We start from the raw sequence: 16476 nt of genomic DNA, 5'->3' as shown, positions 1-16476 counted from the left end.
AATATAAGATTTCGATAGCTATTTTTGAACTAAGCTAAGCAACATCAATAAAAACAATAGCATTGAATTCTAGAAAAATAGTCATAACAGGTGGTCCCGCGACCGGAAAAACTTCAGTTATTCAAAACTTAGAAGATAAAAACTATTTATGCTTTCATGAATTTATAAGAGAATTAACCAACGAAGCTAAAGACTTAGGAAGTTTAGCTTCTTTAGAAACGAACCCAATTGATTCTGTTGATGACCCATTAGATTTTAATAGAAAGTTACTGCTAGGAAGATCTAATCAATTTAATGAGTCAAAAAAAATAGCAGAAAAATTAATTTTTTTTGATCGTGGAATTCCTGATGTATTAGCTTATATGAGTCATTATAATCAAAATTTAGTGCCTGAGTTTATAACGGCTGCAGAAAACCATAATTACGACATGGTTTTTTTATTACCTATGTGGGAAGAAATTTTTGCTACTGATGAAGAACGTTTTGAAACTTTTGAAGAAGCTATTAAAATTGAAAACTGGTTAAGAAAAAGTTACTCTGATTTTGGTTACAATGTTATTGAAGTACCTTTCGATACTATTGAAAATCGAACTAAATTTATATTGAATTCTGCAAACAATTAATACGGTGGAAAAAAATCCTCGTGAAATCTTAAAGCAATATTGGGGTTATGATGACTTCAAAGGATCACAGGAAAAAGTTATTTCTGCAGTTTTAGGTGGTAACGATGTTTTGGCTTTATTACCCACAGGAGGCGGTAAGTCCTTATGTTTTCAATTACCCTCTTTAGTAAATGAAGGATTGTGTATTGTTGTATCACCATTGGTGGCATTAATTCATGACCAGGTAGAAAATCTGAAAAACAAAGGAATAAAAGCCCTAGCATTAACAGGAGGTATTTCACAAGAAGAAATCATCAATTTACTAGATAACTGTTTGTATGGGAATTATAAATTCTTGTACCTCTCGCCAGAACGGTTAAAACAAGAGATGGTGCTTAAAAGAATTGAAGCTATGAACATAAACCTCATTGCTATTGATGAAGCACATTGCATTTCTCAATGGGGTCACGATTTTAGACCAGCATATCTCGAGTGTGATAAATTAAGAACACTTTTACCTAGCGTGCCTATAATTGCACTTACTGCCACGGCAACGGAGCAAGTTATATGCGACATTAAAACTAGTTTGCAATTAAAAAAACCAGTAATTGCTAAAGATTCTTTTTCTAGAGATAACATTGCATTTCAAATTTTTCGTTCAGAAGATAAACGATATCAATTAAAACAACTGTGCAAACAAACTGACAATAGTGTGATTGTGTATGTTCGAACAAGAAGGTCTTCAGTTGAATTATCTCAATATCTTAATTCACTTAATTTTAAGGCTGATTTTTTTCACGGTGGACTAAATAAATCTGATAAAAAAACTAAGCTAAATAATTGGTTAAGCAATAAATCCAAAATAATGGTTGCTACAAATGCATTCGGTATGGGCATAGATAAATCGGATGTCTCCTTAGTTGTGCATTTTCAAATTCCTGATTGTTTAGAAAATTACTTTCAAGAGGCTGGTAGAGCCGGTAGAGATGGGCAACCAGCAATAGCTGCTTTAATAACAAATAAAGGTGATGAAGCCTATGTTAGTTCTCAATTTTTGAGTGTATTGCCAGACACAAAGTTTATTAAAAAAGTATATAATAAGCTGAATAACTATTTTCAAATATCCTTTGGCGAATTGGTAGCATCTGCATATCAATTTAGTCTTTATACTTTTTGTACCACCTATAAATTAAACACATTAAAAACGTACAATGTGCTCCGTATTTTGGATCAGTATTCGGTTATTTCATTATCAGAATCTTTTTCAAAACAATCGGAGATAAAATTTATAAGCACAAAAAATATGCTCTTCACATATATGGATCGAAATGAAAATGCTACTAATATTATTCAAACTATACTGCGTACTTATGGAGGCGTTTTTGATTTTGAAACCAAAATAAATACACAACTAATATCTAAAAAAACGAACCAGCCAGAAGCCTTAATTAATAAGGTATTAGTTCAATTAGAAAAAGATGGTTTAATAGAATATAAAGCGCAAGACAATGATCTTGAAATTAATTTTCTTGTGCCACGTGAAGATGATAGTACCATAAATATGTTTAGTAAAAAAGTTGAAGAATTACACAAGACTAAAACTGATAAACTACATAAAATGCTAGGCTATGTTCAAAATAATAAGGTCTGTAGAAATAGAATGCTCTTGGCATATTTCGGAGAAAACAGAAAGGAAGATTGTGGAAAGTGCGATATTTGCTTAGCCAAATATTCTAACAGTAATGAAGAAATAATTAATGAGAATATTATTGCATTATTAAAACAAGGCGATAAATCGTCAAGAACGCTTATAGAATTACTTGACTTTAATCATACAGCTGTATTGGCAAGTGTACAGTTTTTATTAGAAGATGGTCTTATAATGATAAATTATAAAAACGAATACCAACTAAAGAGATGAGAAAATTGAGAATTGTTTTTATGGGTACTCCAGATTTTGCTGTTACCACATTAGACATAATAAATAATAGTAAGCATGAGGTAGTTGGTGTAATTACTGCTCCTGACCGGCCAGCTGGTAGAGGTAGAAAATTAAATGAATCGGCTGTTAAAAAGTATGCAGTTGCAAATGAATTACCTGTATTACAACCTACCAATTTAAAAAATGAGGCGTTTTTAGCCGAATTAAAGTCTTTAAATGCCAACCTTCAGATTGTAGTAGCATTTAGAATGCTACCCAAGGTAGTATGGCAAATGCCAGCGTATGGTACTTTTAACCTCCATGCTTCTTTACTTCCTAGTTATCGTGGAGCCGCTCCTATAAATTGGGCGATTATTAATGGTGAAACCAAAACTGGAGTGACTACATTTTTTATTGATGATAAAATTGATACCGGTGAAATTATCCTTCAAGAAGAAATAGCAATTGACTCAGACGAAACTGCAGGTACCCTACATGATAAATTAATGGTTTTAGGCGCATCATTAGCTTTAAAAACTGTTGATTTAATTTCTGAGAATAAGGTTACCACCAAAAAACAAATTGTAGAAGGCCCTGTAAAATCTGCTTACAAAATTTTTAAGGAGACCTGCGAAATCGATTGGCAAAAATCAATTGATGAAATATACAATCACATAAGAGGCCTAAGTCCTTATCCGGCTGCAAATACAACTCTTATTAATAATGATGAGCAAATTTTTATTAAAATATATAAAGCATCAAAAATTAAAGAACCACATAATTACGATTTCGGTAAATTAATTACAACGAAAAAAGAGCTAAAAGTTGCAGTTAATTCTGGCTTTATAATTTTAGAAGAAATTCAATTTCCAGGCAAAAAAAGGATGGCTGTATCGGCATTATTGAACGGATTAAAATTTTCTGAAAATGCCAAAGTCTGCTAAACCCCTGTCTTTATTGGCCTCATGAGTGTAGAAAAAAGGCTACTTTATCAACAAACGCCCTGAGTTATCAACAAAAAGGGCGATTTCCCCCCATTTTACTTGCGTTGAACGCAAATCCCTATAAATTTGTCTTCAGTATATAATTTTAACAACAATTAATTTAATTACGTTATGAACAAAACAGAATTAATCGATGCAATGGCAGCTGATGCTGGCATCACTAAAGCAGCAGCAAAAAAATCATTAGAATCTTTCTTAGGAAATGTTGAAGGATCTCTTAAAAAAGGAAACCGTGTATCTTTAGTAGGTTTCGGATCTTGGGCTGTTACTAGAAGAAATGCAAGAGAAGGTAGAAACCCTTCTACTGGTCAGACAATCAAAATTGCTGCTAAAAACGTTGTTAAGTTTAAAGCAGGTTCTGATTTAGCGAATTCAGTAAACTAGTCTTTTACTCTTATAGTATAGAAGCGTTTGTCATTGGCAAGCGCTTTTTTATTGGCCTCTTTTTGCTATTTATAAGAAAAATCTTATTTTAGTTTTAAATCAGAAACGCAAATGATTGATATTAAGCCAGAAAAAGGCCAACTTTTAATTGCTGAACCAGCATTAACTGGTGATGTTTCATTTAACAGATCAGTTGTGCTTCTAGCAGAACATAATGATGACGGATCTGTTGGCTTTATTCTAAATAAACCCTTGGAATATCAAATAAGTGATTTGGTGCCAGAAATCAAAGTCCCGTTTCAAGTCTTTAACGGAGGCCCTGTAGAGCAAGATAACCTCTACTTTATTCATAAAGTTCCGCATTTGATTAATAATAGTATCGAAATTTCGGATGGTATATTTTGGGGTGGTGAATTCGATATTACTATCAACTTAATAAATAATAAGGTAATATCTGAAAATGATATTCGCTTCTTTTTAGGATATTCAGGTTGGTCATCATTGCAACTAGATCAAGAACTCACTTCTAAATCTTGGATTGTAGTGAAAAATGAGTATCAGAGTAATATCATTCAAAAATCTTCAAATGCTTTTTGGAAAGAAAAAATGGCAGAACTTGGAGGTAATTATCTTATTTGGTCTAACGCCCCAGAGAATCCTAGTTTAAATTAACTGGCTATTTCTAATTGAATTAATTCTTTTAGTTTTTCAATGAGTGTATTTGCAGTATCGGCATTATACACCTTTTTTCGATACTTGGTAATTGGTATTATTCCTCTTTCAATATTAATTACGACTAGCTCATCTGCTTTTTGTAATTCAAAAGGTGAAATTGAAGATTCTTCAAAGCTATACTCGTCTGAATCCTTAATTATTTTTATTAATTTATCTCTAACAACTGTATTTAAAGCTCCGTCGGTTAAAGGAGTTGTTTTTATAGTATTACCTTTTAACAGAAATAAATTGCCAATTAGGGTGCCTACTACCATTTTATTGTGATTTAATAATAAACAGTCTTGTAGGTCATTCTCATTCGCAAATATGCTCCCAACAACATTAAGCATTTTATTATTTGTACTTATTGTAGTTAACATATCGCCACTTACATAAAAATCTTTGAACAATTCAACTTCGTATCTATTGTTTTCCAGACTATATGCCGAAGTACTTAATGTTCGTGTTTCTATAAAGTAATTGATTTCTCTATGCTCTGGTAATAATTTATTGGAGGTAGAATTTCTATAAACAAAAATGTCAACAAGTACGGTTCTATTGTCCAGCTTATTTTCATGTATAAGTTTTAAAATTTCAGCCTCGAGAAATTCCATTGTAAAGTTCATAGGTATTTCCATACGCAAGACGCGCATTGCTGCCATTAACTTTAGGTAATGGTCTTCCCAAAAGATAATCTTGCCACCTTTAGCTCTTAAAGTTTCTGTAAGTGCATCTCCGTAGCGCAATCCCCTATTATGCTCGGTAAGCTTTTGAGAGTTCGACGCTAATATTTCTCCATTAAAATTTACCATAAAAAAAGTCCCGAATTTTATCGGGACCAAATATACTTCAATAAAGTAACTTCTTATTTTGAACCTAGTATTTGTTTTAGGCTAGAAACTTGATTTTCCCAAAGCATTTTTGCTTCGTCAACCTCATCTTCTTCTGCAAAATCTGTGATAAACAATGAAACATCCTTTGTAATCTCATCAACAATAATTCTCATCTCAAAAAAAGAATCATCATCATTTTCTACCCATGAAAATCTCACAAAATCATCGCTCTTACGTTTCAATAATTTTGCCTCTTCTTCAGAGCCATCCCAGATAAAGTTAAATATTTCTCCCCGAGAATTTACATTATCAGCAAACCACTCAGAAAGACCCGAAGGTGTTGATAAATAGGTATATAACAATTGAGGTGATGATTGTATCACAAATTCAATCTCAAACTTAATTTTATCGTCCATGAAAAGCGTTCTGTTTATATGGGCAATATATATAAAACCGAATGATTAAAAAATATTTAAAGCAGAATAATTTTAATTGTTGTTTTTTGATGAAGATGAAATTAAACTATATATTTGCACCCGTTTTTAAAACGAATGGCGAGGTAGCTCAGCTGGTTAGAGCGTCGGATTCATAACCCGGAGGCCGTGGGTTCAAGTCCCACTCTCGCTACTATTTATTACAAACAACCCGTGATTTACTTCATGGGTTTTTTTATTTCACTATGTAATTTTACTCTATTTTTTTAGAAATTTACATTTAAACCTCAGCAAATACTAGATAGTCCAATAACAATTCCGTTATTATGCACTACGACATAAATATTGTTTTGCAGAATTTAGATACACAAAAAAACTTAAAAGTGCGAAATTCGAACCATCATACTTGTTTTTAAGTTCAACATATTTACGTAAAACATTATCTTATCTACATCTATTTTGATAAGTTTTCAATATCGCTAATCAATCGTTCTATTTCTTTATTACTAGTTCCATCATACACGCCTCGTATCTGTTTTTTTGTATCCACTAGAATGAAATTTGGAGTATGTATAAAATCTTGAAGTCCACCATCACCTTTATTTACCACAGCGAAATAACTTTTTCGAGCAAGATTGTAAATATGTTTTTTTTCTCCAGTAGTAATATTCCATTTACCATCTATAGCCCCATGTTTTTGGGCATACGCTTTTAAGACAGGAATACTATCCAAATCTGGTGTTACGGATAAAGAAAGAAACATCACATCGGCTTCTTTAAGAAAAGTATTTTGCAACTTTCCCATATTATTAGACATAATTGGGCAGATGCTGGGACAACGGGTAAAAAAGAAATCGGCCACATAGACTTTGTTCTCGTAATTTGTCTGGGTAATAGTTTCTCCATTTTGATTAATCAATTCAAAATCAGCAACAGTATGGGCCTTTGCTCCATTCTGTAAACTAGCATCAACAAGTTCTGGATTAAAATCAGATGGATTCATAATCGGTAATTCCGACTTCTTATTCGACAAATAAACAAATACCGAAAATGCAATCACCAAGATTCCTAAACTGATTTTTGTTTTCATAACATTCGTTTTAAGAGCGTACAATAAACTTTTTAGCCTCTAGAACTTCAGGTCGTTCGCTATTTGAATTCTTAGTTAATTCGATAAGTTGTTTAAAATAGTCAGCTGCTTTCTCCAAATTTCCTGAATTTTGAGCAGCTTTGGCCGCACCATAAATTCCGTTGAATCTCTTAGGTGTCTTACCTAGGCTTTCTTCATATGCTTTTAGTGCCTCATCTGGTTTGTTCAATTCTAATAACATATCGCCCAATAATTCTATAGTCGGCAAAACATCTCCCGGAGTAAGTGGGTGTAGGCTTGTTTTTCGCTCTAAAGCAACAGCAGTTTGCATTAAAGCAAGTCCCTTCTCTACCTCGCTTTTACTGAAATACAACCAAGCTTCTGCGGTTTTCAGTTGAATTTCAACTTGTTTAACCTGAATGGACTTCGAACGGTCTTTTTCTGTAACCATGTTCTCATGCAATTTTGCAAGTGATTCTATTTCCTCTTCTGCCATATTGAAGTCTTTGATATGCGCAGCGCCTAATGCTCTGGTAAAATGATATATAGCCTTCTGCCATGGAAACTGTTCCCAATCTAGACCCGTTTCTTGTAGTTGTATATCTGCTGCCCTTTGCCAATTCTTATTTTCAAGTGCTAATCTAGATGGTATTGCAGCAATCGGATACATTACCGCTGTAACATTTAAAGGGTGCACAGCTGTCGCTGTATTGATTAAATTATACTGTTCTACTGCGCGAATATTGTCACCTTGCTGTAGATAGGCATACACCAGATAATCGATAGCATGTAATTCTTCGAAGAAACCTATATCAATGCCCATTGCTTGTTTGTAACAACGTGCACTTTCAGCTGATTGAATGTTAGACTCTACGGACTCTTCCCAGATACCAAGTCTGGTAAAAATATGCGAAGGCATGTGTTGCGCATGAGAAGACGAAGGTGCTATTTTTGCATACCTACGGGCAGTTTCCAGACCTTTATGTGCTAAAACTGGGTTGTCGTAATTGTGAATGATGTAATGTGCAATACCAGGGTGATTGGGATTTTGCTCAAAAAGAGATTCGAGAATTTTTCCGGCTTTTTGTTCATTTTTGTAGTCTTTTCCAGTTCTATCACGGGTTGAATATAAGGCCAAGGTGTAAAAAATAGCTGCTTCGATATCTTCGGGATATTTAAGGTAGATTTTTTCCATTTCCATTTCAAAGCGTTTGGCTCTAGTCGGGTGGTCTACATTTTGCCAATCGGTATAAAAAGCATCAATGGCATTGATATAATCCCGTTGTTTTTCATCCATAGATAACTCTTTAGCAACAGCCAAAACTTGTGCCCCTTTTTTTAAGTCTTTCTCTGTTGGAGGAAACCATGCCGCGTGATAAATACTCATGGCAACACCCCAATAGGCCATGGGGCAATTGGGGTCGGTATCTATAACTTTTACAAATGCCTTTTCAGCATCAGCATATTGAAAAGAGTGTAATAAAGCTACGGCTAAATCAAAGGTCTCCCGTGTTTCGTAATCACAGGAAAGCGAGAATTTTAATTCTCCAAATTGACCATCACCACAGAGTAGTAGGTCTCCCCTTAAAAAATCAATTGAAGCCAGGGCAGCGCTCGGTTCTTTGCTGATGTTCTTACAAGAAGTCAGGCATAAAAACATACCTAGAAGAAAAAATGCAATATTCGATTTCATAGTTCCACTAAATTTACTTAGGTAATACATTGCGTTAGGGAACTATTTAATAGTACTTGTAAGTTAAGTAATTTATACAACTTCATTAGAAGCCAAAAAGCTGAGACTTTAATTTTTAATCAGCGGTGTACTATTAATTAAAATGTATAAAGCTTAAATTTTAAGGCTTCCTCTAATGTCTAATTGTTATTCAACAATATATTTGGCAACTTGTACATTCGCACAATACCCAACTTCATCAGAGTCTGGATGAGTTCCTGGCCCAGAATCAAAACCAGAAGTACAACCACCATCCATAGTTTGTATCTGGTCAAGTATCATTCCTTGCTGAGCAGGTCCGTGGGTTCGTAATGCTAAATGAATCTCACCCGTCATAGGGTTATCAAAATCTGCATCGATACTTTTAAAAGCGGCAAAAATTTCTGTTCCGGTTTCTCCTGCGACATGACCTGCCGCAAAGGTAGAAATTGGTGGCCCTGGAGTTTCACCGAAGACTACAAACCACAAGGTATAGGCATTATTCGGGATTAAATCAGTGGTTTTAAAATATGCCGTAACACCGTCAATATCCCGATCAAGTGTAGAAAATGATCCTGGTACTTTTGTTTCTGAATGGTTGGTTATAACTGCTTCATTTGATCCATCTAGGGCATCAATACCATCCATACCATCAGTTCCGTCCATTCCATCGGCACCATCAATTCCAGCGATACCTTGAGGACCGGCAGGACCAATTGGGCCAATATCTCCTTCTTCCGTACAAGAAGTAAATAATAAAGTTAAAATTAGAATTCCGTAGCTAAAAAATTTCATTGTCGTTTTCATAATATTTGTTTTTATAATTATTATGATACAATGATATTGCGCTTATCAAAAAACGGCATTTACCATTTTTTCAAAGCCAAGGAGTAATAATGAATCGGGAAAAAAAAGCTTGTACTATTATTGCAAAAACATGCAATGGTGAAAATTAAAACATTGTAAGACAGCTATTTAGAAATATCGCTTGGTGCAAAGCCATATTCCTCTTTAAAAGCTCTGCTAAACCATGATGGATCATTAAACCCTACGGCATAAGCAACTTCTGAAACAGTTTTATTAGTGGTTTGCAGCTGCTCTCTTGCTGATTCTAAGCGAATAGTTCGAATAAAAACAGCAGTCGACTTTCCTGTAATTGCTTTTAATTTACGATATACTTGCGATTCACTTAAGCTTAATTTTGTGCTGAGTTCAGAGACGCCAAAGGTAGAGTTATCTAAATCTTTATGTATAAGTTCGATAACTTTGGTAATGAATTTGGTTTCAGCATTTATAGGTTGTTTTGCCATTATTTTAGATACTTGGCCCAACTGGAACTTGTTTATTAATTTCTTCCGTAGAAAAAGAAGCTGCTCCAATCTCGCAAATAGCTCTTCTTTTATAAAAGGCTTAGTTAAATATGCATCCGCTCCGTGAGTAAGGCCTATAACGCGATCTTTTGTAGTTACTTTGGCTGTTAATAAAACAATAGGAATATGATCAGTACGCTGATCCTCTTTTAACATGCCACACACCTCGTAACCATCTTTACCCGGCATCATTACATCAGAGATAATAATATCCGGAATGTGTTCAAATGCCATTTCTAAACCTTCAATACCATTTATGGCATGCATCGTCTTGTATTGCCCCTTTAAGCACTGTTTTAAGTAATAGGCAACATCCTTATTATCTTCTATTATTAATACTAGTGGTAAATCCACATCCTTGATATCTGCTTTTTGATTGATTTCTGAATCAATTATTTCCGATACTGACTCATGACTCAGCTTTAAGGACTCAATAGTTGTTTTTGGAGCATTTTGGGTTATAGGTAATTCTACTTTAAAAACACTGCCTTCGTTAGGTGTGCTTATTACTGAAATTTTACCTCCTAATAGTTGCACCAATTCTTTGGTCAAAGAAAGGCCAATACCGGATCCTTCTCCCTTTCTTGTGTGAGTTGTATCTGCTTGATAAAAGCGATCAAAAACATGTGACAACTCTTCTTCTGTTATGCCTATTCCTGTATCGGTAACTTTTATAACCAAATTCATATCAGCATCATTCTGGATATGAAGAATGATTTTTCCCAAAGGAGGGGTAAACTTTATCGCATTCGAAAGCAGGTTGGAGATTATGGTAGCCAATTTCTGAGAATCTATATCCATCACTAATTCTTCAATTTCTGAATATACCGTAAAATGGATGTCATCTTCTTGGGCGAATGAATGAAAACTCTCACCTAAATATTTAATGAAGGGTATTACATTAATTTGCACTAGATTCGTTTCCATACGACCACTCTCAAGTTTGGAGAGATCTAGCATTTCATTTACCAGTGACAAAAGATTACTACCATTTCTACGAATCATTTTCACTGCATTTTTTATGGGTGGATTCATTTTGGTCTGTAATTCACTTTCCAATGAATCTGACATGCCAAGAATAACCGTGAGCGGTGTTCTAAATTCATGAGTAATATTCGAGTAGAAGCGACTTTTGAAATTGTCTAATTCTTGCAATCGAAATGCTTCCGACTTTTCTCTTTCCTTTTCGATTTTCACTCTCACGGATTCCTTCTGCATCATATTATACTTATCAGCCAGGGCAAAAGAGAAAACGATAGATTCTACTGCACCAAAGGCAAAGTAACTAGATGGAGATCTGAAATAATTTAAAAAATCTGTTTTAGGTAGAAAGTTAAGCAAATCGAACCCAGCGTAGTGTGTTGCTGTGATAACGACCCCTATTAGAATAAAAAATTGACCGACAATAAGAAACCTGGCTTTGGCATACCCTTGAAAATAGCATATGAAGGCTAATATTACACAACTTAATGTGGACATATTCCATATCATAACACGGGTTATACCAGTAAAGTGATATATGCCAGTTATATTGGCCGAAAATTGAAGAAAGATTAAGACCATGAAAATCTTTAAACCTTTGTCCCAAATCGGATGCCTCTCCTTTATCAATAGAAAATTTCTAACGAAATTGATATATGATATCGCTAGTATCGGTTCTGAAACCTTCTTTAAATAAAATGGAAATGATGGGTTGTTAGGAGTGAAAAATTGCACCCATTTAGATGGCTCAGAAGCAAATAATGTAGCAAAGCTGAAAGCCAGAAAAAGAATATATAATGAATACCAGAAATAGGTCATATCCCGCAGAGAAATAAATAAAAACAGGTTATACAACGCAAAGCCAAACATAATACCCAAGGAAATACCATCTAAGTAGTAGGTAAACGTTTTGCTTTCTAGCGCAGTAATTGTTGACTTAATAACAAGGTTTATGTTATCCTCCCTACGGAACTGCCCACTAGACTCGAAATTGGCCAATACCTCATATTCAGTTTTTGATCGGACAAGAAACTTGTTATTATTTATATTACTCCTTATTCCAAAAGGGATAACTGTGACACTCCCAGTTGAATCACGCAAATAAAGCGTGACATAATCCCAGTATTGGGACTCGAAACTGAGCCATTGTTCACTCTCCGATGTATTAGCCAAATTAAATTTTGCCCAATAGTTATGTAACTTAGGTTTGGCATCGACAGAATTTGGCACAAATAAACCTTCTGAAGCATCAAATAATGAATCTGCTGTCCATTGATGTTGTTCATCACTCATGACTTCCAATTCATCAATCAAAGTCATACTCCAACTAGAACTTGTAGGGATTTCAATACGTGTTTGAGCCTGAATATTCCATTGCATAAAGAACACAAGTAAAATTCCCAGCAACTTATATATTGAGAAATGAATAGCTATAGAATTTGATTTAACAGTTGGCTTAAGGATCCTTGAAAGAATACTGCCCCAAAACAAAAACAAACTCCAAAGGATATTTTTAAGGTTGAACTTATTGGATATGAACATATAGGTTGAATTAAATCCAATGAAATTGATAGGGGGCATCAATGGCTTTGATACTGGAAATTAGCGGAATAGTTCTTATGCAAGATAACAAATTAAACATGGCCCTTTTAATTTGGTAAAAGTTGATTTAGAATGAATTACATCTTAATTCGTTTCGTGATTTTAATAAATTAATAATTACAAAAGCCTCCCTTCTGATACAACAGAAAGGGAGGATTTACATTTACCTTTTTTCATATTACAAAAGATTTCCTTCAGCATCAATTTTTAGTCTCTTTTCTAACGTCCCTTTACCAATCTTCACTTTATAAACATTTTTAGTACCCTCTTCAATTGAATAAGTACTCTTATATGTGTTTTCAAGCACATACCATCCTGGATAAGTACTATAAATAATATTTCGAACAGGTATCGGAAAGGCTATATTTTTAAAATTACCAATAGAATTCAGTATTTGCCCTTGCGAATCAAATGTGGTATATATCTTACCATTTGTTTTCCTAAATTTAACATGATAGTTTCTGCCCTTGCCTTTAAATAACTTTGATGTTAATAGATTATAGTTTGCAACAGAATGCTGTAATTCTAAAACTCTGGGCGAAATAACACCATCTTTTACCTTGCTTAGATATTTACTATTCTGAGGAGCCAAAATAGTGTTCTCGGTTATAATGTCTAGATTTTGTTTGTTACTTGTGCCTTGAGAATATCCAACACTAACAAACCCCAATATCATTGCACTTATCATAAATGTTTTCATAATAATATATTTAAAGATTAATTATGATACAATGATATTGCGCTTATGCAAAAAGGAGGTTCACTATTATTTCACAGGTTAGGAGTATATAAGAACCGGAAAGAAAAACCATGTACTATACTTGCAAAACCATGCAATGTCAATTTACATAAGCTTGATAATGAAATCATTAACATTAAAAGTTGTTGTTTTTTAAAACTATCTGAAAATTCAAGAATTATCGATATTAATTTAAAAAGTAAGGCAGATTAAAATTAAATAATTATAAATATTAGAATGTTTGAGATTGTAAAATCTCTGATATTTATTTAATAAGGACAACATTTTCCTAATAAGACTGGCAAAAATATAATTTCCACACTAGCTACAAAAAAAGCTCCTTTTAGGGAGCTTTTTTAATATATAACTATGTATAACTGTGCCGTTTTATCTTGATTTAAAAAACGTAAATCAAAATTGTAATTACTATTTCTCGAGTTTCAAAACAGCAAACTTTCCTTTATTCCATCCGTGAACCAATAAATAAAGTTGTTTTGATCCGTTTTCATTCACAAAGTGTGGCCATACTTGATGAATATTCGTTAAAACTGGAATATCTAAATCTCCTGGAATAACAGTAGAAACAAGGTTATCTCCCGAATGAACGTATAAAGGGGCTGATTTTTGGTCACCTATAGCTTCTAAAGCATTTAAAAAGTAATGCTCATCTTTATAAGAAACATTGCAAACTAAACTACCTGCCGGAATGTCATTAAAAGTTTCGATGAATTTTCCTTTCTTAGTAAACCGCACTACTTGTCCTGCAGCTCTATTGGCCACAAGTATCTTGTTTTCATGGGCATAAATACCATGTGCTGTTTGAAACTGACCAGGATTATCACCTTTACCACCCCAAGCAAGTTTACCCCAACTCCAAACTCCGTTTTTTTCCTTAATAGTCATTACAAAATCTCCTTTTGAATAACCATGTGCTACGTATAAAGTCCCTTTTAAATAAGTTACATCTGTAACTCCAAAATTGCTGTCTTCAGATGCGAAGAATTCATTAGCAGGTGCGAATTTAAACTCAGTCCCAGTAGGCTTTACTATTTCACTAACTATTCTTCCATCTAACGTCAATACTAATACCCTTTTACCCTCTTGTGCTACAGCAAGGTACTTCTCACCTTTATGAATGAAGAAAACTATTCCATGAATATTATCTTTCAATCGCTTATCGGTTCCTAATACAGACCAATTTTTAAGATCAGCACTAATAGCACAAAGACCATAGCCAGGTATTCCTGTATAAACAATCCCTGTTTCAGGATCTTCATTAAAACCACCATGCATCCTTGGTTCAAATTCATGTGCCGCTTCCGGAAAAGCCGCGGTTAATTCCTGATCCCATGAGAAAATATAATCTCCTTGACCTGTTTCTAATTTTGCTTGCATGGGAGCTTCATCGGTTGAATTTACTTCATGGTGCTGGTGATGAGCAATGGCTGTGTTTTCATTTGCATGATGCGAAAAATCATGCGAGTGTTGCTGATTTTGGGCCAATATTGTTATTGAACACCCTAAGAAAATTACTGTTGAAAATAACGTAAGTGTACCTCTTTTTTGCATTGGTTGCGTCTTATAAATTTGTAGTAAGCTAATCATTCTTCATTAAAATTATATCCTTTTTAGGCCAATATATCTTTAATTACATGGCCATGTACATCGGTCAATCTAAAATCGCGACCTTGAAAACGATATGTTAGTCTTTCATGATCTATTCCTAATTGATTTAAAATTGTAGCCTGTATATCATGCACATGTACTTTACCACTAATTGCAGAGTATCCGATTTCATCAGTTTCGCCATGTGAATAACCTCGTTTAATTCCACCACCAGTCATCCACATGGTAAAAGCTTCATTATGGTGATCACGGCCTAAGAAATTTTTACCGGTACGCGCTTCCATCATCGGAGTACGTCCAAATTCTCCACCCCAAACTATTAAAGTGTCTTCTAACATCCCTCTTTGTTTAAGGTCTTTTAAAAGCGCTGCAATGGGCTTATCAATTTGTTTGCATTTACGTTTTAACCCTTGTCCTACTCCACCTCCCGGTCCTGCTCCGTGCATATCCCATCCGTTATCGTACAATTGCACAAAGCGAACACCATTTTCTACTAATCTGCGAGCTAAAAGACAATTGTTAGCAAATGAATTCTCACCCGGAGTAACACCGTACATCTCTTGGATATTCGCTGGCTCATCGTCTATATTCATTACTTCAGGAACTGAAGTTTGCATTTTATAAGCCATTTCGTACTGCGAAATTCTAGTTAAAATTTCTGGGTCTTGCGCTTCTTGATATTCTAACTCATTTATCTTGTTTATTATCTCTACCGATTTTTTACGCATTTTGCTATCAACACCACTTGGATTTTTGAGATTTTGAACTGGAGTTCCTGTAGACTGACATTGTACTCCTTGATGTACTGTTGGAAGAAAACCACTTCCCCATAATCGTTTACCACCTGTTGGTCCTCCTGCAGATAATAAAACTACAAAGCCTGGTAAGTTATCATTTGGTGATCCTAGACCATAAGTAACCCAACCACCTAAACTTGGGCGACCTGTTCTTGGTGATCCTGTTTGCATTAAGAATTGGGCAGGAGCATGATTAAATTCATCGGTCTGAACCGATCTAAGAAAAGTAACCTCATCGGCAACTTCCGCAAATTTGGGTAAATAATCAGATACCCATGTCCGCGATTCTCCATACTGCTTAAAATTACTTTGCGGACCTAACATCTGAGGTACGCCTCTTATAAATGCGAATCGTTTTCCTTCTAATAAAGAAGGTGGACAAGATTGCCCATCCATCTTTTTAAGTTCAGGTTTGTAATCAAAAAGTTCTAGCTGTGATGGGGCTCCTGCCATGTGTAGATAAATTACATGCTTGGCTTTAGGTACAAAATGTGGTAATCCAACACCACCTCCATCTGATGGTAATATATCCTTTGCAAAAAGGTTGGCTCCACCCATCATTGATCCCAATGTTACTGCTCCCATACCAGTAACACATTTCTTTAAAAAATGTCTTCTAGTATTATATTCACTTTGTCTAAAATGTGCTTCGTCTAAAATATTCATGG

The 16476-nt window shown here is 34.4% G+C and carries 14 protein-coding genes and 1 tRNA gene; 6 read left to right on the top strand and 9 right to left on the bottom strand.

Annotation, left to right across the window (positions count from 1 at the left end; translation table 11 throughout):
• Positions 1 to 62 precede the first annotated feature (62 nt).
• The 5 genes from UH7x_RS16595 (at position 63) to UH7x_RS16575 (ending at position 4583) form a co-directional block, all read left to right on the top strand.
• The gene (locus UH7x_RS16595) at positions 63 to 623 is read left to right on the top strand and encodes an AAA family ATPase (protein ID WP_482361039.1); all 561 of its coding nucleotides are present in this window, start codon (positions 63 to 65) and stop codon (positions 621 to 623) included.
• A 4-nt stretch (positions 624 to 627) separates the two neighbouring features.
• Positions 628 to 2523: a RecQ family ATP-dependent DNA helicase gene (locus UH7x_RS16590; protein WP_482361038.1), complete on the top strand. Its 1896-nt coding sequence runs from the start codon at positions 628 to 630 to the stop codon at positions 2521 to 2523.
• Complete coding sequence (gene fmt, locus UH7x_RS16585; RefSeq protein ID WP_482361037.1) at positions 2520 to 3467, top strand: methionyl-tRNA formyltransferase; 948 nt, start codon at positions 2520 to 2522, stop codon at positions 3465 to 3467. Before UH7x_RS16590 ends, fmt begins: the two co-directional genes overlap by 4 nt.
• A gap of 171 nt (positions 3468 to 3638) precedes the next feature.
• Complete coding sequence (locus UH7x_RS16580; RefSeq protein ID WP_153754375.1) at positions 3639 to 3911, top strand: HU family DNA-binding protein; 273 nt, start codon at positions 3639 to 3641, stop codon at positions 3909 to 3911.
• Positions 3912 to 4022: 111 nt separating this feature from the next.
• Positions 4023 to 4583, top strand: a complete 561-nt coding sequence (locus UH7x_RS16575; protein WP_482361036.1) for a YqgE/AlgH family protein — start codon at positions 4023 to 4025, stop codon at positions 4581 to 4583.
• Here the strand turns inward: UH7x_RS16575 and UH7x_RS16570 are convergent.
• Together UH7x_RS16570 and UH7x_RS16565 are read right to left on the bottom strand one after the other, a co-directional pair.
• A complete protein-coding gene (locus tag UH7x_RS16570) occupies positions 4580 to 5437 on the bottom strand; it encodes an aminotransferase class IV (protein WP_482361035.1) in 858 nt (285 codons plus the stop codon). The genes UH7x_RS16575 and UH7x_RS16570 overlap by 4 nt on opposite strands.
• Positions 5438 to 5490: 53 nt before the next feature.
• On the bottom strand, positions 5491 to 5874 hold the full coding sequence (locus tag UH7x_RS16565; RefSeq protein ID WP_482361034.1) for an START-like domain-containing protein: 384 nt from the start codon (positions 5872 to 5874) through the stop codon (positions 5491 to 5493).
• A 137-nt stretch (positions 5875 to 6011) separates the two neighbouring features.
• Here UH7x_RS16565 and UH7x_RS16560 point away from each other — a divergent pair.
• Positions 6012 to 6085: transfer RNA gene (locus UH7x_RS16560), tRNA-Met, on the top strand.
• 261 nt (positions 6086 to 6346) lie between these two features.
• Here the strand turns inward: UH7x_RS16560 and UH7x_RS16555 are convergent.
• From UH7x_RS16555 to UH7x_RS16525, 7 genes are all read right to left on the bottom strand, one after another.
• Positions 6347 to 6982: an SCO family protein gene (locus UH7x_RS16555; RefSeq protein ID WP_482361033.1), complete on the bottom strand. Its 636-nt coding sequence runs from the start codon at positions 6980 to 6982 to the stop codon at positions 6347 to 6349.
• A gap of 10 nt (positions 6983 to 6992) precedes the next feature.
• Positions 6993 to 8675: a tetratricopeptide repeat protein gene (locus UH7x_RS16550; RefSeq protein ID WP_482361032.1), complete on the bottom strand. Its 1683-nt coding sequence runs from the start codon at positions 8673 to 8675 to the stop codon at positions 6993 to 6995.
• 186 nt (positions 8676 to 8861) lie between these two features.
• Positions 8862 to 9500, bottom strand: a complete 639-nt coding sequence (locus UH7x_RS16545; protein WP_482361031.1) for a hypothetical protein — start codon at positions 9498 to 9500, stop codon at positions 8862 to 8864.
• 164 nt (positions 9501 to 9664) lie between these two features.
• Complete coding sequence (locus UH7x_RS16540; protein ID WP_482361030.1) at positions 9665 to 12424, bottom strand: ATP-binding protein; 2760 nt, start codon at positions 12422 to 12424, stop codon at positions 9665 to 9667.
• Positions 12425 to 12824: 400 nt separating this feature from the next.
• Positions 12825 to 13346, bottom strand: coding sequence for a hypothetical protein (locus tag UH7x_RS16535; protein ID WP_482361029.1), 522 nt, complete (start codon positions 13344 to 13346; stop codon positions 12825 to 12827).
• A 465-nt stretch (positions 13347 to 13811) separates the two neighbouring features.
• Positions 13812 to 14954: an NHL repeat-containing protein gene (locus UH7x_RS16530; protein ID WP_482361028.1), complete on the bottom strand. Its 1143-nt coding sequence runs from the start codon at positions 14952 to 14954 to the stop codon at positions 13812 to 13814.
• A gap of 59 nt (positions 14955 to 15013) precedes the next feature.
• Complete coding sequence (locus UH7x_RS16525; protein ID WP_482361027.1) at positions 15014 to 16474, bottom strand: DUF1501 domain-containing protein; 1461 nt, start codon at positions 16472 to 16474, stop codon at positions 15014 to 15016.
• Between the last annotated feature and the right edge of the window lie 2 nt (positions 16475 to 16476).

It is taken from the genome of Aurantibacter sp. UH7 (assembly GCF_056839165.1).
The sequence above is the reverse complement of the archived record's forward strand: the minus strand, read 5'-3'. Positions and strand labels throughout refer to the sequence as shown.